This is a genomic window from Aeromonas sp. s12, from assembly GCF_040907925.1.
Classification (GTDB): Bacteria; Pseudomonadota; Gammaproteobacteria; order Enterobacterales; family Aeromonadaceae; genus Aeromonas; species Aeromonas veronii.
Map to the genome: position 1 here is coordinate 24,055 of NZ_JBFOCT010000023.1, position 25,085 is coordinate 49,139.

Below are 25,085 nucleotides of genomic sequence, written 5' to 3' on the forward strand. Positions count from 1 at the left end.
CGGTATGGCCACTTTTTAATTGATGTTGTTTTTGTCTATAACGTGCAACCAAACCAAGATTTAATATATCGGGAAATATAATGGTGAATTCTGGAAGGTATTTTTTCTTTGCGACATTAATACTGGTGTCATTACTTATCTTTGGTTTTTCAATATTTGTACCAATGCATTCCGATGATTATTTCTATTTCAATCTTGGTTTAGGTCTTACTGAACACTTGAATCACTACATGAATTGGAGCGGTAGGATTCTTGCCGATTACATTAGTTCTATTATATTAACTTTATTTAGTACAAATATAGTTAATATATTAAATGGTATTGTGATAGTTGCCCTTATTTTCTTTGTAGTGCAAATTCCATACGCTGTATCTAGCAAAAAATTCTCTTTTGTTTTAGATCGACATTCAGCTTTTTCATTTTTATTAATTTTTTGTCTATATTGGGTCGCAAACCCACAGTTAGGACATACCAGTTTTTGGATTGTGGGGGCTGCTAATTACTTATGGGTTGCTCTTATTGCTGTAATATATTTTTATTTTTCAATTAAAACAATGTCTTATATTGAAAAACCCAATGCTCTAACTGTTGCGACAATATCATTTCTTGCTTTTTTGTCTGGTGTATCAAATGAAAGCCTGGCGGTTGCTGTCGTTTTAATATCATTTGTTATGTTTCTGGTAGTTAAGAAAAATAAAGTAACTTATTTTTCTTATGTTATCTGGGCTGTGATGGGTTTTTGTGTTTTAATATTGAGCCCAGGGCAATCAAAAAGAGCTAATATTGACGCCTTCTCAGATTGGTATTCCTTAACTTTTGTTGAACGAGTTTACGAGCATTTCTGTAATCGAGTACCAACTATTTTGGGTGGATTTTGGATTCTGCTTGTGTCGATTGTTATTGTTGGTTTAGTTTCATCGGCATCAATAAATAATAATGCAAATGAAAAGAAATATTGCCAAATAAAATTTTCCATGATTTTCTTTGTCGCTTCGTTAGTTTCTATTGGTGCATTAGTCGGGGCTCCTTATATTCCAATGCGGAGTACTAATGGTGCTTTTATCCTAATGTTGTGTGCGCTATCTTTTTTGCTAGCAATCACTCATGATCTGAGCGTTGAGAAAAAATCAGTTATATATATTATTATTTCAGTCATTACAGTATATTTTAGTGTCTCATATTACTTGATGCTTTCTGCTATAGTTAGTATTAACAGGCAAAATGATATTAGAGAGAAAATCATTGAAAGTAAGAGTAATGACATTACCATTCCCGGCTTTTATATGACAAAGCTCATGAGGGATAGTGATTCTATAGATTATTTACATCATAGTGCTGCATCAATGCAAAAGTTCTATAATAAAAAAAATATAGCCTCAGTAGAGGTGCATTTTGATTATTCTCAACTTAGAGATGAGTTAAATGCCTTAAATTCCTCTCAGATAAATAAAACTGATGAGATGATCATTGGTATTTGGCCTTATAAGGAAGGTTTTTCTAACAATAAAATAGTTGTAGGTTTTGATTGCGCACAGATCAAGGATTCTAAAGATAATGGTTTGGCGGTGTTTACACACGTTTATTACAACATTGTTGATGGTAAATATACTGGGTTTTTAAATGTTGACCCTCAGGGTGATATAAGTCATTTTGGTGGGGGTTGTTATAAGCTTTATACACATAAGAAGGATTTCAACATTTCAAAAATAGGTAAAGTTGAATATGGGTTATATTCGCCATTAACTGGTATTAGAGAAAAATCTGAATCAATTGTGCTGACGCGGTAACAGTTTACCGTGAATTCATGTTTGTGGCGAAAGTGGTCTACACTTTCGCCAATATACAGAGCCTCCAAGGGATGTCAATTTACACTATTACTATAAGCATAGTTATATTCAATGCTGATATACGCCTGTTACAAAAAACACTATGCAACATTTATTATGCATCACAAAATACATCGTTTAAAATAAATCTGATAATAAGAGATAATTCCAAATTCCGTTCGTATGATGTAGATTCTTTGTTAGAAGAATTTCGTGATAAGTTAAGTCTAATGTATATTCAAGATGGAAGTAACTTGGGTTATGGTGTTGGGCATAATAAATATTTTAGCCAAAGTGATTTTCATCTAATCCTGAATCCAGATCTGGATGTTGCGCCTGATGCTCTTCAAAGGGCTCTCGAGTTTATGGAAGAACATCCGGATTGTGGATTATTGACGCCTTTCGCTACATGGGAAGATGGTGAGGTACAGCGGCTTTGCAAACGCTATCCAACCGTATTTGATTTATTGCTGCGCGGTTTTGCGCCCGCGTTTGTGAAGAGGTTATTCCAGACGCGCTTGGCGAAATATGAGATGGCAGACCAGCTCAACGATCGTGACGTGCTGTGGGACCCACCCATTGTCAGTGGTTGTTTTATGCTGTTTCGCACAGATGTTCTGCAGCAGCTCGGAGGGTTTGACCCTCGCTTCTTCCTCTATTTTGAAGATTTTGACATCAGTTTGCGGGCTGGAAAGATCAGCCGGATTGCTTATGTCCCTCAGGTGAAGGTCGTTCATCACGGTGGGCATGCATCCCGCAAAGGCTGGCGCCATATCTGGATGTTTGGGCGCTCCATGGTGACTTTCTTCAATATTCACGGTTGGCGTTGGTGGTAATGGTAGATATCAAAAGTACAGTCTTGGTCACAGGTGCCAACGGATTTGTAGGCAAGGCGGTCTGTGAACACTTGCTGGCGCTGGGGGCGAATGTTAAAGGTGCGGTGCGAAGTCACTTGCGGGCTTCTTACCATGTTCAGGCTCCCTCTCTGACTGCGGATGCCAACTGGACAGCTCAATTGCAACAGGTGGATGTGGTTGTTCACTGTGCTGCCAGGGTACATGTGATGTCGGATACCGCGACAGATCCCCTGGCTGCGTTTCGAGCGGTGAATACAGAGGGCTCCCTCGCTCTTGCCCGGCAGGCTGCTGAGGCAGGAGTAAAGCGCTTCATCTTTATCAGTTCGATCAAAGTGAATGGCGAGCAGACCGAGCCAGGCAAGCCATTTGATGAGAATGTGCAAAGTCCGCCAGAAGATCCCTATGGACGCTCGAAGTATGAGGCGGAACAGGGGCTGATGGTACTCGCGAAAGAGTGTGGTATGGCTGTAACCATCATCCGTCCTCCTCTTATTTACGGGGAAGGGGTGAAGGCTAACTTTGCCAGCATGATGACCTGGGTGCGCAAAGGGATCCCGCTCCCTTTTGCCCGTTTGACCAATGCGCGTAGCCTGTTGGCGTTACCTAATCTGTGTAACTTCATTGCCCATGCGATGGCGCACCCTGCTGCAGTGAATCAGGTCTTTTTAGTCGCAGATCCTGTCGCAGTGTCGACGTCGCAGTTATTGGCGGCGATTGCAGAAGCAGAGGGAGTTAACTGTCGGCTCTTTTATCTCCCACCAGGAGTAATAAGAGTGCTTGGACGCTGTTTGGGGATTGATGCCAAGCTACAACGGATTTATGGCTCTCTGGAAATGGATACCCGCAAGGCTCAGAGCCGATTACAATGGTCGGCACCCTATTCGCTCTCTCAGACCCTATCTCTGATGGCGTCAATCCATAGTGAGTCGTCTTGATGCTGGCATTTGTTTTGTTGTCGATATTTTGTCTTTTTCTTTCAATCACCATGACCGGCCTGCTCAGGCGCTACGCACAGACCCGCTTGCTTGACCAACCCAATCATCGCAGTTCGCATCAGGTGCCAACCCCGAGAGGCGGTGGCATGGCTATCGTGGCGACCTTTCTGCTGGCAGCCCCGTTGTTTGTCACCCTGATCCCACTTCCCTCCGGCATATCCCAGAGCAGCTTCGCATTGATATGGGCTGCGGCGTTGGGGATTGCCTTGGTTGGTTTTATCGATGACCACATCTCTCTCAAGCCCCGAACCCGCCTGATTGTGCAGAGCATGGCGGCAGCTTTGGTGGTCTCTGCGGTTAATGGTTTGCCAGCGCTTGCCTTCTTTGGTTGGCAGCTTGATCTGGCCTGGTTTGGTTACCTGCTGGCCTGGCTGGGGGTGATCTGGTTTATCAATCTCTACAACTTTATGGATGGCATTGATGGCTTGGCGGCTGGCGAGGCTGTTGTCGTCTGTCTGTTCATGGCGTTATTTCACTATCTGGTTGGGGGGGAGTGGTCGTCTGCCTGTTTGATCCTGCTACTGGGGATTTCGGCGGCGGGCTTCTTGTGCTGGAATTTTCCACCCGCCAGGATCTTTATGGGAGATGGTGGCAGCGGATTTCTTGGCTTGATGCTGGCTTCTCTGATGCTGCTGGATGCTGCTTCTGCACCTCAATTCCTGTGGGCATGGCTCGTCATGCTCGGAGTCTTTGTGGTTGATGCGACCTGGACGTTGCTGAATCGCTTTCGTTTGAAATGCCGTTTGAGCCAGGCTCATCGGACTCATGCATTTCAGTATGCGGCGAGGCGTTGGCAGAGCCATCGAAACGTGACCTTGGCTGTGCTTCTTATAAATAGCCTCTGGCTTGCGCCAATCGCTGTCATGATTGTATTGGGCCAGCTCGATGGTGTGAGCGGTCTGGTCATTGCCTACTTGCCGTTAGCTTTTCTTGCGTATCACCTGAATGCAGGAGTACCAGAATGAGAAATGAGCTTTTACCCGGTGGGAGCTGGCTACTGACTTGCCTAGGCTCCCTGTCACGAGCCAGCAAGCGTGCCGTATCTGTCACCGTTGATATGATCCTGATCACCATGACCTATTGGGGGGCGTACTGGATCCGGCTTGAACATAACTGGCCAATCGATAGCCCGCATCACTGGGCACTGCTTGGCGCAATTATCATTGTCAGCATCGGTCTGTTTGTACGGCTGGGGCTTTATCGCGCAGTGCTCCGATATGTCAGCTTTCGGGTGCTATGGACAATCGCGCTAGGGGCATTTCTTTCAACCTGCTTCTTTGTTCTCTCTGCGTTTTATTTCGATATCTTTCTGCCGAGAACGGTCTCGGTTATCTATCTCTCCTTTTTGGTGTTACTGGTTGGCGGTGTGCGGCTGTTTTTCCGGGCGCTCCTTAATACCACCCGTTTAGCTCGCACCCAGGTGTTGATTTACGGCGCGGGCTCTTCGGGCCGACAGCTGCAAATGGCCTTGTTGCAAGGCAATGAGTTTTATCCCGTTGCCTTTGTTGATGATGATCCTGCCAAGCAGGGGTGTGTAATCCAGGGGTGTACTGTCTATAACAGCGCCCAGCTGCCAACCTTGATTGACCACCATGGGGTGCAGAAGATCTTGCTGGCTATGCCGAGCAGCACCAGGGCTCGCCGTCAGGAGGTGATTAATGCACTTGAGCACCTATCTTGCGAAGTGCTCTCTATCCCGGGGATGGCCGATCTGGTCAATGGCTCTGCCCGCATAGATCAGCTCAATGAGGTCTCCATCGACGATCTATTGGGCAGAGATCCGGTAGAGCCGGTGACCACCTTGATGGAAGCCAATATCACAGGCAAAGCGGTCATGGTGACAGGTGCCGGTGGCTCTATTGGTTCTGAGCTCTGTCGCCAGATCTTGCGGTGCCGGCCATCCACTCTGGTACTGTTCGAACTATCCGAATACGCCCTCTATGTCCTGCACAAGAACCTGCGGGAGCAGTGTCAGCGTGAAGAAATCGAAACGGATCTGGTGCCGTTACTGGGGTCAGTGCAGCGCCAGCATCGTCTCAAGACGGTGATGCAGAGCTTCAGGATCCAGACTGTTTACCATACGGCTGCTTACAAACATGTCCCGCTGGTTGAGTTCAACATCATTGAAGGGGTACGTAACAACGTATTCGGCACTCTTTATGCGGCACAGGCGGCCATTGAGGCAGGGGTTGAAACATTCGTGCTGATCTCTACCGATAAAGCCGTGCGGCCAACCAACACCATGGGGGCCAGCAAGCGTCTGGCCGAGTTGATCTTGCAAGCCTTGACCCGCGAGAAGCACAGCACCCGTTTTTGTATGGTGCGTTTTGGCAATGTTCTCGGATCTTCCGGTTCAGTGGTGCCGTTATTCAGGCAGCAGATCGATAAGGGGGGGCCCATCACCCTGACTCACCCCGATATCATCCGTTACTTTATGACGATACCTGAGGCAGCCCAGCTGGTGATCCAGGCTGGCGCCATGGGGGAGGGGGGCGACGTCTTTGTGCTCGATATGGGTCAACCGGTACGGATCATGGAACTGGCCAAACGCATGATACGCCTGAGCGGTCTGACACTGCGTGATGAGCAGCGGCCAGATGGGGATATTGCCATTGAGGTGACGGGGTTGCGGCCGGGTGAAAAGCTCTATGAAGAGTTACTGATTGGTGATGATGCCAGAGGAACCGAGCATCCCCGGATCATGGTGGCACAAGAGAGCTGGCTGCCCTGGTCGCGACTGCGCCCCTTGCTGGTCTCGCTGGATGATGCTTGTCACCGTTTTGATCAACAGCAAGTGCGTGACATCCTGATGCATGCCCCGGCAGCCTTCGAACCGACGGATGGTATTTGTGATCTGGTGTGGCTGGCCAAACAGCAGCTACCACCAAGTGATAATGTTGTTAAATTGCCCTCACATAACATAGATTTTTTGCTTGCTAATCACTGAGTTTTTATATGGGCGCCCAGTATTGGGCGCTTTTTTTTTTGCTTTCCCACCTATTTGTTTGTTTTTTAATCGATCGAGCCAGTTGTGGACTAGATTGGCTACTCATTTCGATGAACCATAGGTACAATTCCCCCCCGCTATTTCGGAATTATCCTACATTTTGGCGTGAAATATTGGTGCACAGTGTAGGGGTTATGGCGAATAGCTGGCGTGGCGACTGGTTTTGTCGCCCCCCTTGCCAGAGGTTGATGATTGTAAATCACAACGCCATTTACTAACTCTTTTAACAATATAAAAACACTGCATGCACACTGGGAGCTGTAACTCAGGGGCGGTAGCCATTCAATTTTTCAATAATCTGGTTGTTTATTGAGCGAGTATTGGCTGTTTTGCTATCGATTGGATGGCAGGCAGTTATCAAGCAAATAAAAAGCAGGTCGCCATCAGAAGCGAACCTGAAATTTCTAGGGATAAAACAATAATGGAAACGTCTGGTCTGGTTGCATTCGTTGGAACCGCGCTGGCTATCGCCTGTTTGCGTCCACTGTCTGCCAAGCTACAACTCGTTGACTTACCGAATCAACGTAAACAACATGTCGGTGCGATCCCCCTGATTGGTGGGATTGCGGTTTGTCTGGGGGTATACCTCAGCGTCTTCTTCACCCTTCCACTACAGAGCGCGATCATCACCATGCTGGCCTGTGCCGGTTGTATGATGGTGATTGGTGCAATCGATGATGCCAAGGATATCTCCCCCTGGATCAGACTGACTCTGCAAGCATTGCTGATCCTTATCCTCTGCCTGTCGACTGATATCAGCCTCCACCAGTTTGGTGATGTGCTGGGCATCGGGAACATCACAATTCCATTTATTGACTTGCTGATTGCCATCGTTGCGGTCTGTGCGGCGATCAATGCCTATAACATGATGGATGGCATTGATGGTCTGGCTGGCAGCATGGCGGGTATTTCACTCGTGGGGCTATCTATTCTGTTTGCCAGCACCATGTCTGATATGGCTCATATCTGTTTGGTGATCACCATTGCCCTGGTGCCTTATCTGATCGTCAATCTCAATATTCCTCCTTTCAAACGCAAGATCTTCCTGGGTGATGCCGGCTCCATGTTCCTCGGCTTTATCATCGGCTACCTGGTGCTGTTTGGTTCACAACATAATGAGCTGGAACCTGCATTTCGCCCTGTGACCGCACTCTGGTTGATCGGCCTGCCGCTGATGGATATGGTGGGCATCATGATCCGCCGTATTCGCAAAGGCCAATCCCCTCTGCGCCCGGATCGCAATCATCTGCATCATATTCTTCTCCACGCCGGTTTTACCCCTCGCGAATCCCTATTGCTGATTGTCGTTGCCAACCTAGGGGTTGTGTTCTTCGGTATTCTGGCCGAACAAGCCAAATTGCCAGAGTGGCTGATGATGGGGCTCTATTTGTTGTTGTTTGTGGCTTATTCCCTTTGCTTGGCGTATGCATGGAAGTTGGGGCGTAGTATTAAGCGTATTAAAAATCAAAAAACTGATTCTGAATCTGGAAAAGTATAAGTATGAGTAATGAAAGTTTATAAGTGTAATTAATAAAGTTTTATGCCGTTCAGGTTTAGTTATTGTATTACTTAATACCTTGGCATATGCTACCTTATAGAAGAGTAACTGAAAAAGGTTAGATATTGAATTTTCTTAAAACATCGATGCTGAGCGTATTGGCCACAGTTGTGAAAATGCTGTCTGGTCTGGTAATTAATAAAGCAATGTCAATTTATGTCGGCCCGTCTGGCTTGGCAGTAATCGGGCAGTTTCAAAATTTTTTGTCTATTATACTTACATTAGGGCAGGGTGGTATTAACTCCGGTGTTGTAAGATATACATCACAATACAAAAATTCACTAATTGACTTACCTAAGTACTGGAGTTGTTCACTTAAGATAACGAGTGCCATAAGTATAGTTATTAGTTTTTTCCTGGTTTTATTTTCCTCTGAATTATCAAGACATGTATTTTTTTCTGAGGAATATAGGTATTTGTTTTACGTGTTATCAGCCACCTTGCTTTTATATACAGTAAATCAATTACTCCTATCAATAATAAATGGTCTGCAAGAAATTAAACTGCTGACAGCTATTAACATAACGCAAAGTATAATATCTCTTTTTATTACTACAGCACTCATTATAACACTTGGTCTTAAGGGCGCTTTATTGGCTCTGATTGTAAACCAGTCCCTTGTTTTTTGTGTGGTAATATTAAAGTTAAGAAAACACAAAATAATAACAATGGATAAGTTTTTATTTCCTCTAGACTTCAAGGTTATTAAGACTCTGTCCTCTTATTCTATAATGAGTATAGCTACATTGGTGTTGGTACCTGCGGTCAATATAGCGATACGAGGAGACATAACAGATACTCTATCATTGAAGTATGCTGGTATATGGCAAGGGATGACCTATTTATCACAGATGTATTTAATGGTTGTAACTTCAGTGGTGTCCATATATTTATTGCCAAAGTACTCAGAGTTGAATTGTGGAATAAAAATAAAAAATGAAGTGAAAAGAATGTTTTCTATATGCGTTCCATTATTATTGATAATGTTTTTATGCATATATATACTAAGAGGTTTTATTATTTCGTTGGTTTTCAGTAATGATTTTTTGCCGATGATGGATATAATTAAATGGTATTTGTATGGCGATATTCTAAAATCACTGTCATTTTTGTTTTCATATATTATGATAGCGAAGTCTTTAACAAAGACTTATTTATTAAGTGAGATTGCACTATACGCAACCCTGTATTATTTAACTAAGTTATCTTTAAGTGAGTTTGGGTTTGCTGGAGTAGGTTATGCATATACACTCACATATTTAATGTATTTTTTAATGTCATTCTTTATATTTTATCGATATCTTGTCTTAAATAGAGAGTGATTATAAATGAAAAAGGGTGGTTATAAATGAATTATATTGATTTCATTCGATGCATCCCTAAGACGATATTTTTCAATTTTATATATTTTTCTCCTAGAGTTGCATTGAGATTGCCAGTGTTAATCTCACACAATGTAGTATTATTGTGTATGAGAGGAAATGTTCATTTGAGTGATATTAAATTTGGCTGTATTCGTATTGGCTTCGGTGATGTAGGAATTGTCGATAATAAATACCAACGCTCTATATGGGAATTAAAAGGTGATATTCACTTCAAAGGGAAAGCTTACTTAGGGGCCGGTAGTAAAATTAGTGTGCAGGAAAATGGGTTACTAGAGATTGGAAACAACCTTTGCCTTAGTGCAAATAGTTCAATTGTTTCAAAATATAAAATATCATTAGGAGATGGAGTTCTGATTTCATGGGGAGTACAAATAATGGATTGTGATTTTCATAAAATAAAGTCATACCATACCAATGAAGTCATTAATCCAGATAAGGAAATCAAGATTGGAAATAAAGTGTGGATATGTAATAACGTTAGTATATCAAAAGGTGTGGAAATAAATGATGCTAATATTATTGCCGCAAACTCAAAGATAACGAAGAGTTTCAGCAAAAAAAACTGTATATTTACTTCACATCAAGGGGCAAACAAGACCCTAAAAGAATTCGTTTACTGGGAGAATTAGTCGATGAATGATGTAAAGTTTACTATTATCACTGTTGTATTCAATAATGTTAAAACCATTGAGGATACGATACAAAGTATTATTCAGCAAAGTTATACTAATTTTGAATATATTGTTGTTGATGGCGGCTCCAATGATGGAACTCTTGCCATATTAGAAAAGTATAGAGGGGAAATTAGTGTTTTGATTAGTGAGCCTGATGAAGGCATTTATGATGCTATGAACAAAGGTATTAGATGCGCAACTGGCGAACTGATTGGAATAGTAAACAGTGATGACTGGTTAGAAAATGATGCACTTATGAATGTGTGTAAATCATACCAAGAAAACGTAGATGTCTATTATGGTTTTATAAGAACTATAAAATCAGAATCAGAGTTCTCTGTATCTAGATTTTCTCATAATTTTATTAATGAAAAAATGATCCACCACCCAGCGACATTTATATCGAGAAAGACTTATGCTCGATTTGGTTTGTATGATCTATCATATAAGATGTCCGCTGATTATGATTTCATATTACGCTTATACAACGGTGGTGCAATATTTAAACCAGTAAATCATATTATTTCTAATTTCAGAGAAGGTGGCGTATCATCAACTGTTAATGCTATGATTGATACAATTAGAGTTAAAGAAAAAAATGGAATACTTGTGAGAAAGATGGTTAAGTTTAAAGTTTGGCTCCTTAAAATTAAAGAGGCAATGCTGTGTTTCTAAAAAGAGAGAGTATAAACAAAACGTTTCTATTTCTTCTTTTTATATCGCCAGCACTGTATGTAGGTGTTCTACCGTTCATTCAGATTATATTCCTCTTTGTGTCTACTTTAAATTTACTTTTTATTTTTTTTAAAAGTTCAATCGACAAGCGAATAATAAAATGGGTTTATTTTTTGACACTATTTATGTTTGTTTCTGTATTGACGAATATTAATAATTACACTTTAGAAAGCCTTAAAAATATAATTATGTTAATCATGTATGCATTTTTCATCATGCTCATGGTTACCTCCTTCAAAACAATAGATGATGCAATAGAACCATATATGATTGCTTGTTTAGTATTGGCAATTATAGCTATATTTCAGCAACTCGGTTATGCTTTTAATATTCCGGTTTTATATGATTATACAAATTTGGGGTTTCATGTTAACAACTTTACTTATTCAGAAGGATTTTTAAGGGTTAATTCTCTGTTAGCTGAGCCGAGTCATCTGGGGGGGGTGTTGATCCCCTATATATCAATATTTTATGTTAGACTTTTTATTATAAATTACAAATTAAATGTTTCTAATAAAATCGCTTGTGTAATTGTTTTACTCGCATTTATTATGACGGCTTCGCTCGTCGCATTTTTTGGTTTAGTTGTTAGTATTTTATCGTTATCATTGTTGTTAGGTGGACGGGGCGGGAGGAAATTAATTGCGATATTTTTTTCTGTAGTTACCGTGGGATTGGTAGTCAACAGCTCATCTCTAATTGGTGAAAAAATTGATGGTATGACAAAGCTGAACGATGATGAGTATATGAGTAGCTCATCAGGATTATCAGCATATGCCGTATATAGTAATTATCTAGTTGCAAAACGCTCTTTCCAAGAAAGCCCTATATTTGGCGTGGGTATTTTTAATCATGAAAAAGCATATTTTCGATATATTGGGAAAGAGGTGGCTATGCTCAATGAGAAATTAAATTATAAAGATGCCGCATCCTTATATATAAGGATTTGTTCTGAGTTTGGTTTGTATTCGATATTGTTAATCGTTTGTTTTTTAATAAAGTTTTTTCCGAATAGTAAATTCGCTATAAATGATGGCTTTTATATGTATTCTATTTTTTTTATAAGCATTTTTGTTCTAATGTTTAGAAACGGAAATTATTTATATATACCATTTATTTATTTTGTCGTGATGTTATTAAATTACTCTAAGATAAACTCTTATGCAAGATAAAATGAAGTTCATAATGATATTTACATCATGGTACCCTAACGATAATGAACCTAATAAATGCGTTTTCACAAAAAATATTTTGACGGCACAAGTAAAGTTAAAAAAAGAGCGTTTTGTGTTAGTCGTGCCAAGACCTTACATTCCTAACTTTAAGTTTATTCCTCAAAAAATTCGCCGATACTCTAATTTAAAATCATATGAACATTTAGATGGTATAGATATATACAGGCCAACGTATCTAAGGCTTCCATTTTTTAAAAAACTTAATCATATTTTATTGAGTTTTGCTATGATACGTTTTGTACGTAATGTTTTTAAAAATGAAGTGGATATAATACATTCACATGGAATGTATCCTGATGCATTTATTTCAATGAAATTATCGAAAAGATTAAATATTCCACTTGTTTGTCATGTTCATGATAGTTATCTAAATAAAGTTTTTGATGAAAATAAAAATGAAATGTCTCTTGTTTTGCAAAATGCGAGCTCTTTTATCGCTGTCAGCGAGTATCAAAAGCGAACTCTGATATCGCTAGGGGCAAATGAAGAAAAAATTGATGTTATCTATAATGGTGTTTTTCATACGGATATAATTAATCAATGTGATTCTCTCAATAGGTTTATTTTTATTGGAAATCTGATCCCAGTAAAAGGTGTGCAGATATTGATTGATGCGGTAAAAATCCTGAAAGATAAAAATGTTATTGTCAGAGTTGATATAGTTGGAGATGGCCACTGTAGAAGTCATTTTATAAATAAAGTTAAAGAGTTGGGCTTAGAAAATCAAATCGATTTCCGTGGTGTTGTGCCTAATGAAGATATACAGAAATTAATTTGTCATTATAATGGTTTAATACTTCCATCGTTATACGAAACCTTTGGTATTGTTTTGATCGAAGCGCTATCGGTTGGTACGCCAGTAATCGCAAGCGACACATGTGCCATTCCTGAAATAGTAAAAAATTATGGCCTTTTATTTAAACCTGGTGATCCTATCGATTTAGCTGAAAAAATTGAGTGTTTTATGTCCCATAAATGGGAGCCTAATAAAATTAAGAGTTATGGGATGAATTATTCTCTCTGGAATCTAGCTGAGGGGATTTCTGGGGTTTACAATAAAATATGAAAATACATATAATTCAACCATCGGTACCAAAATACAGAGTTGCTTTTTTCCAAAAAATATCTAGATTTTATGATGTTAATATTATTGCAGCAAAAAAAGATTTTTTAGGTGTTACCTCAAATTTAGAAATTAAAAATGTAAGTTATTTGTCTGAGTTCTTTTCATATTGGGATAAATTTTTCTGGTTGAAAGGTTTACCTTTGATAAAAGGATACAGTAAAGATGACGTTGTTATCATAAATGGAAATCCAAGAATTTTAAACTTCATGTTGCTCTTTATTTTTCTGAAACTACGATCAGTTAAAACTGTTTGGTGGGGACATGGTTGGTCTGCTGGTTCTAGAGGCATATTATCTAGAATAAGAATAAAGATGATGAGATTAGCTGATGCTGTTCTTTTGTATACAGACTATGAAAAAGAACGTATCGGTATAAATAATTGCTATGCGTTAAACAATGGTCTTGACTCTTCTGAGATTGATCATGTAATTAAGGCGGCTAATACAGAGAGATCTTATGAGCCCCCCATTAAATCACTAGTGTTTATCGGACGTTTAACCGAGAAAGCGAATTTTTCATTCTTACTAGAAGCACTGGCTAAAACAAAATGTAATTGTAGCTTAAATGTCATTGGTGGTGGCGATAAGGATATAGAATTTAAAGCGCTTGCTGATGAGTTAGGGGTTTCCCATAGAGTTAATTGGTTTGGTTCTGTGTTCGATGAAGCAGAAATAGCTAAAATAATGTTAAATTCACATGCATTTATTTATACTGGCGCGGTTGGCTTAAGTTTAATTCATGCGTTTAACTATGGTTTACCCGCAATTGTTCATGACTCCCGAGAGGGACATATGCCTGAGTTCGCTGCGTTCATAGACAAATATAATGGATTCAGTTTTATTAGCGGAGACATAGATGATGCAGCGAATAAGATAGACTTTTTGTTCTCTTTATCGAATGATGAACAGTTAAAATTATCCAACAATGCTAAAGAAACGGTTAATATATCATACAATATAGATGATATGGTGCAGCGATTTAATCGCTTAATATCTAAGTTGGTATGTAATGAAAATACTTCAAATTAATTCTGTTTGTGGCATAGGTAGCACGGGGCGTATTGCTACTGATATTCATGCATCGTTAAAGGCTAAAGGTATTGAAAGTTATATCATCTATGGTCGCGGTGAGCCTCGAAGTTGCGACAATGCGATAAAAATAAGTAACATAATAGATTTCTATAGCCATGCGTTGCAAACGCGCTTGTTGGATAATCATGGATTTTGCTCCACTAAAGCAACCCTTGATGCAATAGCTTATATAAAAAAGCTAAAGCCAGATGTTGTGCAACTTCATAATATTCATGGATATTATCTGAACGTTGAGTTACTATTTTCTTATCTAAAACTCCACCCAAAACTAAAAATAGTTTGGACATTGCACGACTGTTGGCCATTTACTGGACATTGTGCATATTTTGATTTTGTTAGGTGTGAAAAGTGGATTAATGGATGTTTTAGTTGTCCACAAAAAAAAACGTATCCCGCTAGCTATTTTATTGACAATTCAAAATTTAATTATGAACATAAAAAAGCTACATTTACTGGGGTTGAAAATTTGACTATCGTCACCCCATCGCGCTGGCTCGCTGGCTTAGTTAAACAATCTTATCTACGTGATTATCCCGTGCAGGTAGTGAATAACGGTATTGATTTAACGATATTTCGTCCTCGTGAGAGTGATTTTCGAAAAAAATACAACTTGGTAGATAAATTTATAATCATGGGGGCCGCCTCCAGTTGGTCGCCACGCAAAGGGTTTGAAGACTTTGTCGTCTTGGCAAGTCAGTTACCAGATAACTACCATGTGGTGATGGTTGGGGTGCCCCAGGAAAAAATAAAGAATTTACCTAGCAACATTATCGGTATACATCGTACTGATAACCCAGTCGAACTAGCAGAAATCTATTCGGCAGCAGATGTTTTTTTTAATCCTACTTATGAGGATAACTATCCAACAGTTAACTTGGAAGCTATAGCCTGTGGTACACCGGTTATTACCTACAATACGGGTGGTAGCCCCGAATCAGTCTGTAGTGAACATGGTTTTGTGATTGAGAAGGGGGACTTAACATCTGTAATTGAAATCATAGAGAAATTGAAAGTAGAACCTTTAAATATAAATAATGTGCCCGTGTTGTTTGATAAAAAAACGTTTGTTGATTCTATGTTGGAACTTTATCGTTAATTTTGAAATTGGTTAGAGGTAAATTATGAAAGTAGCACTAATTACAGGTGTCACTGGCCAAGATGGTTCTTATCTGGCAGAGCTATTAGTAGAAAAAGGGTATGAAGTTCATGGCTTGATTCGTCGTGCTTCTTCTTATAATACATCACGTATCGATCAGCTGTGTAATTCCCAAGGTAATATCACACTTCATTATGGCGATCTTTCAGATAGTTCAAATCTGATCCGCTTGGTCAAAGAGATCCAGCCGGATGAGATTTATAATCTGGCCGCCATGTCTCATGTTGCAGTCTCCTTTGAATCGCCAGAATATACTGCCGATGTTGATGCACTGGGAACCTTGCGTTTGTTGGAGGCGATCCGCATAAACGGGTTGGAGAAGAAGACCCGTTTCTATCAGGCGTCCACCTCTGAGCTGTATGGCTTGGTACAAGAGATCCCGCAACGGGAAACCACCCCATTCTATCCCCGTTCCCCCTATGCGGTGGCCAAAATGTATGCCTACTGGATCACGGTTAACTACCGCGAGTCTTATGGCATGTATGCCTGTAACGGCATTTTGTTTAACCATGAGTCACCGCGCCGTGGTGAAACCTTTGTCACCCGTAAAATCACTCGTGCGATTGCCAATATTGCTCAGGGGATTGAGCAGTGCCTTTACCTTGGCAATATGGACTCCCTGCGCGACTGGGGGCATGCCAAGGACTATGTACGGATGCAGTGGATGATGTTGCAACAAGAGTCAGCCGAAGATTTTGTGATCGCGACAGGTAAGCAGATCTCCGTACGTGAATTTGTGCGCATGTCTGCAAAAGAAGCGGGGATTGAACTCGAGTTTAGTGGTGACGGCGTAAATGAGATCGCAACAGTAACCGCCGTCAATGGCGATAACGCTCCTGCCGTCAAGGTTGGTGATGTCATCGTTCGCGTTGACCCGCGTTATTTCCGCCCGGCAGAAGTTGAAACCCTGCTGGGTGATCCGGCTAAGGCCAAGGCCAAGCTGGGTTGGGTGCCGGAGATTACAGTCGAAGAGATGTGTGCAGAAATGGTTGCTAATGATCTGCAGCAAGCAAAACAGCATGCCTTGCTAAAAGCGAATGGGTTTGATGTAGCCATTTCACTGGAGAACTGATGGATGATCGACAAGAACACGACTAAAAAACGGGTGTTTGTTGCAGGTCATCGGGGGATGGTCGGCTCGGCCATCTGCCGCCAGTTGGCTCTTCGTGATGATGTTGAGTTGATCGTTCGTTCCCGCAATGAGTTGGATCTTACTCGCCAGGAAGCGGTCGAATATTTCTTTGCCAACGAATCGATCGATGAGGTCTATCTTGCGGCTGCCAAGGTGGGGGGGATTCACGCCAACAATAGTTATCCTGCTGAGTTCATTTATGAAAACTTGGTGATGCAGTGCAATATTATTCATGGCGCACATCAGGCTGGGGTCCAGAAGTTATTATTTTTGGGGTCCTCCTGTATTTATCCCAAGCTGGCCGAGCAACCCATGACAGAAGCTGCACTGCTGACTGGGACGCTTGAGAATACAAACGAACCCTATGCCATCGCCAAGATTGCAGGTATCAAGTTGTGTGAATCGTATAACCGCCAATATGGTCGTGATTATCGCAGCGTGATGCCCACCAACTTGTATGGCGAAAATGACAATTTCCATCCGGAAAACTCCCATGTGATCCCTGCTTTATTACGTCGGTTCCATGAGGCCAAATTGCAGGGCGCTCATGAAGTGGTCGTGTGGGGAAGCGGGACTCCAATGCGTGAGTTTCTGCATGTTGATGATATGGCGGCAGCCAGTATCCATGTAATGGAGCTGGCGAGCGAAATATATCAGGCCAATACCCAGCCGATGCTCTCCCATATTAACGTGGGGACGGGAGTGGATTGCACTATTCGCGAATTGGCTGAGACTATGGCCAAGGTTGTCGGCTTCTCCGGTAACGTCATATTTGATGCCAGCAAGCCTGATGGTACTCCGCGCAAGTTAATGGATGTCAGTCGATTGGCTAAGTTGGGCTGGCGTTATACCCACTCATTAGAAGCAGGGTTGACCCTTACTTATCAATGGTTCCTGGAGCACCAAGATGACTTCCGCAAATAAAGGTCATTGGTTAGACAGCGAGCAATTCCAACAGATAGTGGCGGCAACGCCACTTATCTCGCTGGATTTGATTGTGCGCAATGGCCAGGGGCAGGTATTACTGGGCCGCCGGTTAAACCGCCCGGCACAAGGCTTCTGGTTTGTGCCCGGTGGCCGGGTTCGTAAAGACGAGCGCCTGGATGCGGCGTTTTTGCGCCTGACCCAAGAAGAGTTGGGGCTGGCCGCAAGTCGAGGCAGCGCCACGTTTTTGGGTGCCTATGAGCACTTTTATCCTGATAACTTTTCGGGCGAAGAGTTCTCAACTCACTACGTGGTGCTGGGGTATGAATTGGCGTGGCAAGGGCAGCAAGATGCGCTGCCTATCAAGCAGCATGACCAATACCGTTGGTTTGAGGTGGCTGACTTGCTGCAAGAGCCAAGCGTGCATCAACACACCCGAGATTATTTTTTAGATAGGACGTAATGCCATGATATTGCCAGTTGTAATGGCTGGGGGCTCTGGCACTCGCCTGTGGCCTTTGTCGCGCACTCTGTTTCCCAAGCAGTTTTTATCCCTGACCAGTGAGGCGACCCTGCTGCAAGAGACCTTGCAGCGTTTAAGCCCGCTGGCGCATCAGCCGGCTTTCATTATCTGCAATCAAGAGCACCGCTTCATCGTGGCTGAGCAGCTTCGGAAGGGGCATTTGCAGCACAGTGGCATCGCCCTTGAGCCATTTGGTCGTAACACGGCACCGGCAGTGGCTATTGCCGCCCTGCATGCCAGCGCACAAGGTGACGACCCCTTATTGCTGGTGCTGGCCGCAGACCATGTGATCGCCAAACCCGCGGCATTCTGCCAAGCGGTGCAAGCTGCTATTCCATTGGCCGAACAGGGCAAGTTGGTCACCTTTGGCATAGTGCCCACCGCGCCAGAAACCGGTTATGGCTATATCCAGCAGGGACGTGACGTGGGCCACGGCGCCAGCACGGTCGCAGCATTTGTCGAAAAACCTGATTTGACCACCGCTCAGCAATATCTGAGCGATGGCCGTTATCTGTGGAACAGCGGTATGTTCTTGTTTAAAGCCTCTGTATATCTGCAAGAGCTTAAACAGCATAACCCCGCCATGTTGGCGGCCTGTGAGCAAGCGCTCTCCTTAGCACAAGATGATCTGGATTTTATCCGGCTTGATCCGGATTCTTTTGCCGTTTGCCCGGATGATTCCATCGACTATGCGGTGATGGAAAAAACTGCCAATGCAGTGGTGATGCCACTGGATGCCAACTGGAGTGATGTCGGTTCTTGGTCTGCCCTGTGGGAAGTGAGTGACAAAGATGCGCAAGGCAATGTGCTGCATGGTGATGTATTAACCGAGCAGACTCACAACAGCTTTATCTATGCCCAGCACCGCTTAACCGCTACGGTCGGCATTGATGATGTGGTGGTCATTGAAACCAAAGATGCGGTGTTAGTGGCGCATAAAGACCGAGTGCAAGAGATCAAAGGCATAGTCAATCAGTTAAAAGCAGCTAATCGTCCCGAGCAATTGCAACACCGCGAAGTGTTTCGCCCTTGGGGTAGCCACGATGCGATTGCTGATGGGTTGCGTTATCACGTTAAACAGTTGATGGTGAAGCCCGGCCAAAAAACCGCGATGCAAATTCACCACCACCGCGCTGAACACTGGATTATTGTTTCTGGCACGGCACGGGTGACGCGAGGTGAAGAAAGCTTTTTGTTATCCGAAAACCAATCTACATATATTCCACTTGGAGTGGCACACGCCATTGAAAATCCAGGAAAAATCCCGCTTGAGATGATTGAGGTTCGTAGCGGTATTTATCTTGGGGAAGATGATATTGTGCGTATTCCATCTACCGGAGTGGGCTATTGATGAAGGTCAGTATTATTACTGCAACGTATAACAGTGCGGCCACCATCCATGATACTCTCGCGTCATTAGAGAGCCAGACATATCCAGATATTGAGTACATCATTGTCGATGGCGCCTCCAAAGATAATACCCTTGATGTCATTAACCTTAACTGCACCAGAGTAAGCAAAATCATCTCTGAGCCCGATCGTGGAATTTACGATGCACTCAATAAAGGTATTGCTGCTGCAACTGGCGATATAGTGGGTTTTTTGCATTCGGATGATCTGCTGGCTTATCCAGAAGCGATTGCCGATTTGGTTAATGTATTCAACATCGGTGAGTATGATGCTGTCTATGCCGATCTTGAATATGTTCAGCAAAACGATATCAGTAAAGTGGTACGTCTTTGGCAAAGCGGAAACTATAACAAGAAAAAATTAAAATATGGTTGGATGCCAGCTCACCCGACGTTTTATATGCGTCGCAGTTGCTATCAAAAATTTGATGATTTTGATTTAAGTTATAAAATCGCTGCTGATTATGACTCAATTTTACGATATCTCTGGCGTGCAAATGTCCGAGCTGGTTACTTGCCACAGGTGTTAATCAAGATGCGTATAGGTGGTATCAGCAATCGTTCGCTAAGCACTATCTTGCGCAAGATGCGTGAAGATATTCAAGCTATGCGCAACAATGGACTATTTTGGCCGGTGACGCTTGCATGGAAAAATATCTCTAAAATCCCGCAATTTTTGGTTAAAAATAATGATTAATACCCAATCTATTATTTCACAAAGTGGTATTGCCTTTGGTACCAGTGGTGCCCGTGGCTTGGTGGTCGATTTCACGCCCGAAGTGTGTGCGGCTTTTACTCATGCTTTTGTTGCCGTGTTACGCCAGGAATTCGCACCTAAGCAGCTAGCGTTGGCAATCGATAACCGCCCGAGCAGTTATGCTATGGCTCAGGCGTGCGCTGCAGCCTTGTTGCAAGCAGGGGTTGAGCCGCTTTATTACGGGGTGGTCCCAACCCCTGCATTAGCCTATCAGGCGATGCAAGATACTATGCCATGCATCATGGTGACAGGGAGCCATATTCCATTTGATCGTAACGGGCTGAAATTCTATCGACCAGATGGTGAGATCACCAAGGCTGATGAACTGGCGATTTTGGCGGCTGAGGTTGAGTTTGATACTTTACCCGTGTTGCCTGAGTTGATTGCCAGCCCGCGGGCAGCCGAAAGTTATTGTGCCCGTTACGCATCTTTGTTTGCTGCAGATATGTTATCAGGTAAACGGATCGGTATTTATGAGCACTCTAGCGCTGGTCGTGAACTCTATGCGCCGTTATTTTCTTCATTAGGCGCAGAAGTTATTCGCATCGAGCGTAGTGATCAATTTGTACCGATCGATACCGAAGCGGTAGGGGAAGAAGATAAATCCAAGGCACGGTTGTGGTCTGCCCAATACCAACTTGATGCAATTTTCTCGACTGATGGTGATGGCGACCGACCGTTGGTGGCGGATGAGCATGGTGAGTGGCTGCGTGGTGATATTTTGGGTCTGCTATGTGCCAATGCCCTGAATATTGAAGCGTTAGCCATTCCGGTCAGCAGTAACACTGTGATTGCTCGTTGTGGCCGTTTTGACTGCGTGCAGTTGACCAAAATCGGTTCACCTTATGTGATCGCTGAATTAGCGCAACTAGTTAAAAAATATCAACGCGTCGCAGGCTTTGAAGCCAATGGTGGTTTCCTGTTAGGTAGTGATATCGAATTTGCAGGTAAACCACTGGCGGCTTTGCCAACCCGTGATGCTGTGCTGCCGTTTTTGATGTTGTTAGCTGCTGCGGGTAAGGGGGCGATTTCACCCTTGGTGAATGCCTTACCTGCTCGTTATACCCATTCTGACCGAATTCAAAATTTTGCCACTGCTCGTAGTCAGGCGATATTGGCTGAGGGAATCGCTGATCCTCAGGCGTTATTAACCAAGCTTGGTTTAGCCGATTTTACGATTAGCTTGGTGGATACAACCGATGGATTGAGGTTAACGTTAAATAATGGCGTTATTATTCACCTTCGGCCATCAGGCAATGCCCCAGAGCTACGCTGTTATGCTGAAGCAGATAAATTTGAAATTGCAAACATGCTAGTTTCTTCTACATTAGCCAACCTGATTTACCTATAAATTGTTCATTCAGGTGTAAAAGGATTAACAATGAAAATTGCTATTGCCGGCACGGGATATGTCGGTTTATCAAATGCTGTTTTACTGGCACAACACCATGAAGTGGTCGCGGTTGATGTGATTGCCAGCAAGGTTGAGCTGATCAATCAGCACCGCTCCCCTATCGTCGATAAAGAGATTGAAAGCTATCTGGCCAGCCGTGATCTGAATCTGCGAGCCACCCTTAATAAAGAAGAGGCTTATCAAGGGGCAGACTTCGTTATCATCGCAACGCCTACCGATTATGATCCCGAAACCAACTACTTCAATACCAGCACGGTGGAGTCGGTAGTTAAGGATGTGATGGCCATTAATCCCGATGCGGTGATGGTGATCAAATCCACCATTCCGGTCGGCTTTACCGCTCGTCTGCGTGAAGAGTTGGGATGTGAGAATCTTATTTTCTCGCCGGAGTTTTTGCGTGAAGGGCGCGCCCTTTACGACAACCTGCACCCGTCTCGCATTGTAGTGGGTGAACGGTCCGAGCGGGCTCACGTGTTCGCCAATTTGCTATTGGAAGGGGCGATCAAGAAAGATGTGCCTGTGCTGTTTACCGACAGTACTGAGGCCGAGGCGATCAAGCTGTTTGCCAATACCTATCTGGCTATGCGGGTTGCCTTTTTTAATGAGCTCGATACCTATGCCCAGCTGCATGGTCTCGATAGTCGCCAGGTTATTGATGGTATCGGTCTCGATCCCCGTATTGGTAGCCACTACAATAATCCATCATTTGGCTATGGTGGTTACTGTTTGCCGAAAGATACCAAGCAGCTGCTGGCCAACTACAACCAGGTACCGAATAACCTGATCCGGGCGATTGTTGATTCCAATACCACGCGTAAGGATTTTGTTGCCGACTCGGTGATCCGCAAGAATCCAAAACGAGTGGGTGTCTATCGACTGGTGATGAAGGCGGGGTCTGATAACTTCCGTGCTTCTGCTATTCAAGGGGTCATGAAGCGGGTCAAGGCAAAAGGGATTGAAGTGGTTATTTATGAGCCCACCTTGAGCGAGCCCGAGTTTTTCCGCTCTAAAGTCATTACCGATCTGACACAATTCAAAGAAAGTTGTGATGTGATATTGGCCAACCGTATGGTTGAAGAGCTGAGCGATGTAACAGACAAGGTATATACCCGCGATCTGTTTGGTAGTGACTAATATGTCGACTGCGGTTCCCTCAAGCAGGGGGAATCGCATTATATTGTAAATAAGCCGTTAAATATTACGTCGGTACGATTCAATCACATATCTGGTGCAATCTGTTGGCAAATCAGGGCTGATTTTAATATCAGCACCAAAGATAGTGTGCTTGAAGATGGGGATATATCCATTGAATTGTCAGTGTTCTGCTCATTTTGAGCGGTTCCATTGTTGCTGTGATTTTATTCGTAAATATATCTCAGAATTCTCCGTGTTTTCCGCTATCATACGGCGATTTTTCCGTTCAGTTCTTGATGGCAAGCTTAATAAGGTGTGGTAGTGAAAAGGATTCAGCTCATTCCTCTGTTGTCGGCCGTGGCCCTGCTCAGTGCATGCACTGTGGTGCCCGGTACCAATCTTTCCACCAGTGGCAAAACCGAGGTGGCTACAGGTTCCGTTGATGTTGATCAGCTGGCAGATGTCTATCCGGTTACACCGGCGTTGATCAGCCAGCTGCGCAAGGCGCCGGTGGTGGGCAAGGCCAACCCCGAGCTCAATAGCGAGATCAGCCGTTACGAGTACCGAATTGGTGTGGGCGACATCCTCAATGTCACTGTATGGGATCACCCCGAGTTGACCATCCCGGCTGGTTCTTACCGCAGTGCCAGCGAAGCGGGCAACTGGGTCCACGCCGATGGCACCATCTTCTACCCCTATATCGGCAAGGTGGCCGTGGTGGGGAAAACTGTGGCAGAGATCCGTACCGATATCGCCAAGCGCCTGGCCCAGTTTATCGAGAGCCCGCAGGTGGATGTGAGCATTGCTGCTTTCCGCTCCCAGAAGGTTTATATCTCCGGTGAGGTGACCAAGCCGGGCGCCCAGCCTATCACCAATGTGCCGATGACCCTGCTCGATGCCTTCAATCTGGCTGGCGGGCTGACCCCGACCGCAGATTGGCACCATGTGGTGTTGACCCGCCAGGGCAAGGAGTTCCCGCTCTCCATGCAGGATCTGCTGCAGTATGGGGATCTCTCTCACAATCAGCTGATGCGTGACGGCGACATGCTCTATGTGCCGCGCAACGATGCCCAGAAAGTTTTTGTGATGGGTGAGGTCAACAAGGCATCGACCCTGACCATTGGTCGTGAGGGGATGAGCCTGACCGAAGCACTGAGCAGTGCCGAGGGCCTTAACCAGAATGCCGCCAATGCGACCGGTATCTTCGTATTGCGCCCCGCCGCCAAAGCCCAAGAGAAAGCCGCCATTTATCAGCTCGACCTGAGTGATGCCACCGCACTGGTGATGGGGACCGAGTTTGCGTTGCAACCTTACGACGTGGTTTATGTCACCACGGCGCCGGTGACGCGCTGGAATCGCGTGTTGAGTCAGCTGGTGCCCTCCATCAACGGCTTTAACGAGCTGACCGAAGGCATGCTGCGGGTTCGCAACTGGTAAGGCCGTGATGTTGCTTAACCTCTCCCGCTTGATTGACGTGTAGCCGCACACCCTCAGGGAGACGGCATTGAGGGGGGCTGATGCCTCCTTTATCTTCGGTTGTTTGTTGCCTTGATACGGAGACAAACGGGGAGGATAGGGCAGGGGAGTATGCCCTCTACCCGCCTCCCTATCGAGACTATGCACGTAGTGAGGGGCGGTGGCTGTAGATTTTATTTTTTAAGAGCGACAGCGATATGTTTGAAAAAATTCTTGTGGTGTGTGTGGGCAATATTTGCCGCTCCCCAACCGGTGAACGACTGCTTCGCGAGCGTTTGCCCGGCCGCCAGGTCAGTTCTGCCGGGGTCAGTGCCCTGGTTGACAAGCCAGCCGACAAGGTCGCGAGCGAGGTGGCACAGCAGCATGGGCTTTCCCTTGAGGGACACTCGGCGCGCCAACTGACCCGCGAGCTCTGTCAGGATGCCGATCTGATCCTGGTGATGGAGAAAGGGCATATCTCTGCCGTCACGGCCATTGACCCGGGGGCCCGTGGCAAAACCATGCTGTTTGGCCACTGGCAGGGGGAGAGTGAAGTGCCCGATCCCTATCGTCTGAGCCGGGAAGCTTACGAACATGTTTACCAGCTATTGGTGCGTAGCGCCGATGGGTGGGCGAAAAAACTGTAACGACATCCGCAGCGTCTGGTGGTGTTTGGGTTGTATCTGACTATA

22 protein-coding genes are annotated in these 25,085 nt (G+C 44.0%); all 22 read left to right on the forward strand.

Annotation, left to right across the window (positions count from 1 at the left end):
* Positions 1–80: 80 nt before the first annotated feature.
* The 22 genes from AB5Y67_RS11225 to AB5Y67_RS11330 all read left to right on the forward strand — a co-directional run bounded on the left by AB5Y67_RS11225 (position 81) and on the right by AB5Y67_RS11330 (position 25,040).
* Positions 81–1,787, forward strand: coding sequence for a DUF6056 family protein (locus tag AB5Y67_RS11225; protein ID WP_152551745.1), 1,707 nt, complete (start codon positions 81–83; stop codon positions 1,785–1,787).
* A gap of 71 nt (positions 1,788–1,858) precedes the next feature.
* Complete coding sequence (locus tag AB5Y67_RS11230) at positions 1,859–2,662, forward strand: glycosyltransferase (RefSeq protein WP_368207746.1); 804 nt, start codon at positions 1,859–1,861, stop codon at positions 2,660–2,662.
* Positions 2,662–3,618: a UDP-glucose 4-epimerase family protein gene (locus AB5Y67_RS11235; RefSeq protein ID WP_368207748.1), complete on the forward strand. Its 957-nt coding sequence runs from the start codon at positions 2,662–2,664 to the stop codon at positions 3,616–3,618. The genes AB5Y67_RS11230 and AB5Y67_RS11235 overlap by 1 nt, the downstream gene beginning before the upstream one ends.
* Complete coding sequence (locus AB5Y67_RS11240; RefSeq protein ID WP_368207749.1) at positions 3,618–4,643, forward strand: glycosyltransferase family 4 protein; 1,026 nt, start codon at positions 3,618–3,620, stop codon at positions 4,641–4,643. Before AB5Y67_RS11235 ends, AB5Y67_RS11240 begins: the two co-directional genes overlap by 1 nt.
* Entirely contained in the window at positions 4,640–6,625 is a 1,986-nt protein-coding gene (locus tag AB5Y67_RS11245; RefSeq protein ID WP_368207751.1) for a polysaccharide biosynthesis protein, read from the forward strand. Before AB5Y67_RS11240 ends, AB5Y67_RS11245 begins: the two co-directional genes overlap by 4 nt.
* Before the next feature lie 403 nt (positions 6,626–7,028).
* A complete protein-coding gene (gene wecA / locus AB5Y67_RS11250) occupies positions 7,029–8,183 on the forward strand; it encodes a UDP-N-acetylglucosamine--undecaprenyl-phosphate N-acetylglucosaminephosphotransferase (RefSeq protein WP_368207753.1) in 1,155 nt (384 codons plus the stop codon).
* A gap of 146 nt (positions 8,184–8,329) precedes the next feature.
* The gene (locus AB5Y67_RS11255; protein ID WP_368207755.1) at positions 8,330–9,565 is read left to right on the forward strand and encodes an O-antigen translocase; all 1,236 of its coding nucleotides are present in this window, start codon (positions 8,330–8,332) and stop codon (positions 9,563–9,565) included.
* A gap of 167 nt (positions 9,566–9,732) precedes the next feature.
* Positions 9,733–10,257 (forward strand): hypothetical protein, encoded by a 525-nt coding sequence (locus AB5Y67_RS11260; protein ID WP_323914383.1) that lies wholly within the window; start codon positions 9,733–9,735, stop codon positions 10,255–10,257.
* 3 nt (positions 10,258–10,260) lie between these two features.
* The gene (locus AB5Y67_RS11265) at positions 10,261–10,977 is read left to right on the forward strand and encodes a glycosyltransferase family 2 protein (protein ID WP_368207757.1); all 717 of its coding nucleotides are present in this window, start codon (positions 10,261–10,263) and stop codon (positions 10,975–10,977) included.
* A 275-nt stretch (positions 10,978–11,252) separates the two neighbouring features.
* Positions 11,253–12,209 (forward strand): O-antigen ligase family protein, encoded by a 957-nt coding sequence (locus AB5Y67_RS11270; RefSeq protein WP_368207758.1) that lies wholly within the window; start codon positions 11,253–11,255, stop codon positions 12,207–12,209.
* Positions 12,199–13,338: a glycosyltransferase gene (locus AB5Y67_RS11275; RefSeq protein WP_368207760.1), complete on the forward strand. Its 1,140-nt coding sequence runs from the start codon at positions 12,199–12,201 to the stop codon at positions 13,336–13,338. Before AB5Y67_RS11270 ends, AB5Y67_RS11275 begins: the two co-directional genes overlap by 11 nt.
* A complete protein-coding gene (locus AB5Y67_RS11280) occupies positions 13,335–14,426 on the forward strand; it encodes a glycosyltransferase family 4 protein (protein WP_323914389.1) in 1,092 nt (363 codons plus the stop codon). Before AB5Y67_RS11275 ends, AB5Y67_RS11280 begins: the two co-directional genes overlap by 4 nt.
* Positions 14,407–15,585: a glycosyltransferase gene (locus AB5Y67_RS11285; RefSeq protein ID WP_368207761.1), complete on the forward strand. Its 1,179-nt coding sequence runs from the start codon at positions 14,407–14,409 to the stop codon at positions 15,583–15,585. Before AB5Y67_RS11280 ends, AB5Y67_RS11285 begins: the two co-directional genes overlap by 20 nt.
* A 25-nt stretch (positions 15,586–15,610) precedes the next feature.
* A complete protein-coding gene (gmd, locus tag AB5Y67_RS11290) occupies positions 15,611–16,717 on the forward strand; it encodes a GDP-mannose 4,6-dehydratase (RefSeq protein ID WP_368207763.1) in 1,107 nt (368 codons plus the stop codon).
* A 3-nt stretch (positions 16,718–16,720) separates the two neighbouring features.
* On the forward strand, positions 16,721–17,701 hold the full coding sequence (locus AB5Y67_RS11295; protein WP_368207765.1) for a GDP-L-fucose synthase family protein: 981 nt from the start codon (positions 16,721–16,723) through the stop codon (positions 17,699–17,701).
* Entirely contained in the window at positions 17,685–18,164 is a 480-nt protein-coding gene (locus AB5Y67_RS11300) for a GDP-mannose mannosyl hydrolase (RefSeq protein ID WP_368207767.1), read from the forward strand. The genes AB5Y67_RS11295 and AB5Y67_RS11300 overlap by 17 nt, the downstream gene beginning before the upstream one ends.
* 4 nt (positions 18,165–18,168) lie before the next feature.
* Complete coding sequence (locus AB5Y67_RS11305; protein WP_236293910.1) at positions 18,169–19,575, forward strand: mannose-1-phosphate guanylyltransferase/mannose-6-phosphate isomerase; 1,407 nt, start codon at positions 18,169–18,171, stop codon at positions 19,573–19,575.
* Complete coding sequence (locus tag AB5Y67_RS11310; RefSeq protein ID WP_368207769.1) at positions 19,575–20,330, forward strand: glycosyltransferase family 2 protein; 756 nt, start codon at positions 19,575–19,577, stop codon at positions 20,328–20,330. Before AB5Y67_RS11305 ends, AB5Y67_RS11310 begins: the two co-directional genes overlap by 1 nt.
* Positions 20,323–21,741: a phosphomannomutase gene (locus AB5Y67_RS11315; RefSeq protein WP_368207771.1), complete on the forward strand. Its 1,419-nt coding sequence runs from the start codon at positions 20,323–20,325 to the stop codon at positions 21,739–21,741. The genes AB5Y67_RS11310 and AB5Y67_RS11315 overlap by 8 nt, the downstream gene beginning before the upstream one ends.
* 30 nt (positions 21,742–21,771) lie before the next feature.
* Positions 21,772–22,938, forward strand: coding sequence for a nucleotide sugar dehydrogenase (locus AB5Y67_RS11320; RefSeq protein ID WP_368207773.1), 1,167 nt, complete (start codon positions 21,772–21,774; stop codon positions 22,936–22,938).
* Between the two features lie 321 nt (positions 22,939–23,259).
* Complete coding sequence (locus tag AB5Y67_RS11325) at positions 23,260–24,375, forward strand: polysaccharide export protein (RefSeq protein WP_323891071.1); 1,116 nt, start codon at positions 23,260–23,262, stop codon at positions 24,373–24,375.
* Between the two features lie 236 nt (positions 24,376–24,611).
* Positions 24,612–25,040: a protein-tyrosine-phosphatase gene (locus tag AB5Y67_RS11330; protein ID WP_042018640.1), complete on the forward strand. Its 429-nt coding sequence runs from the start codon at positions 24,612–24,614 to the stop codon at positions 25,038–25,040.
* The last annotated feature ends 45 nt before the right edge of the window (positions 25,041–25,085 follow it).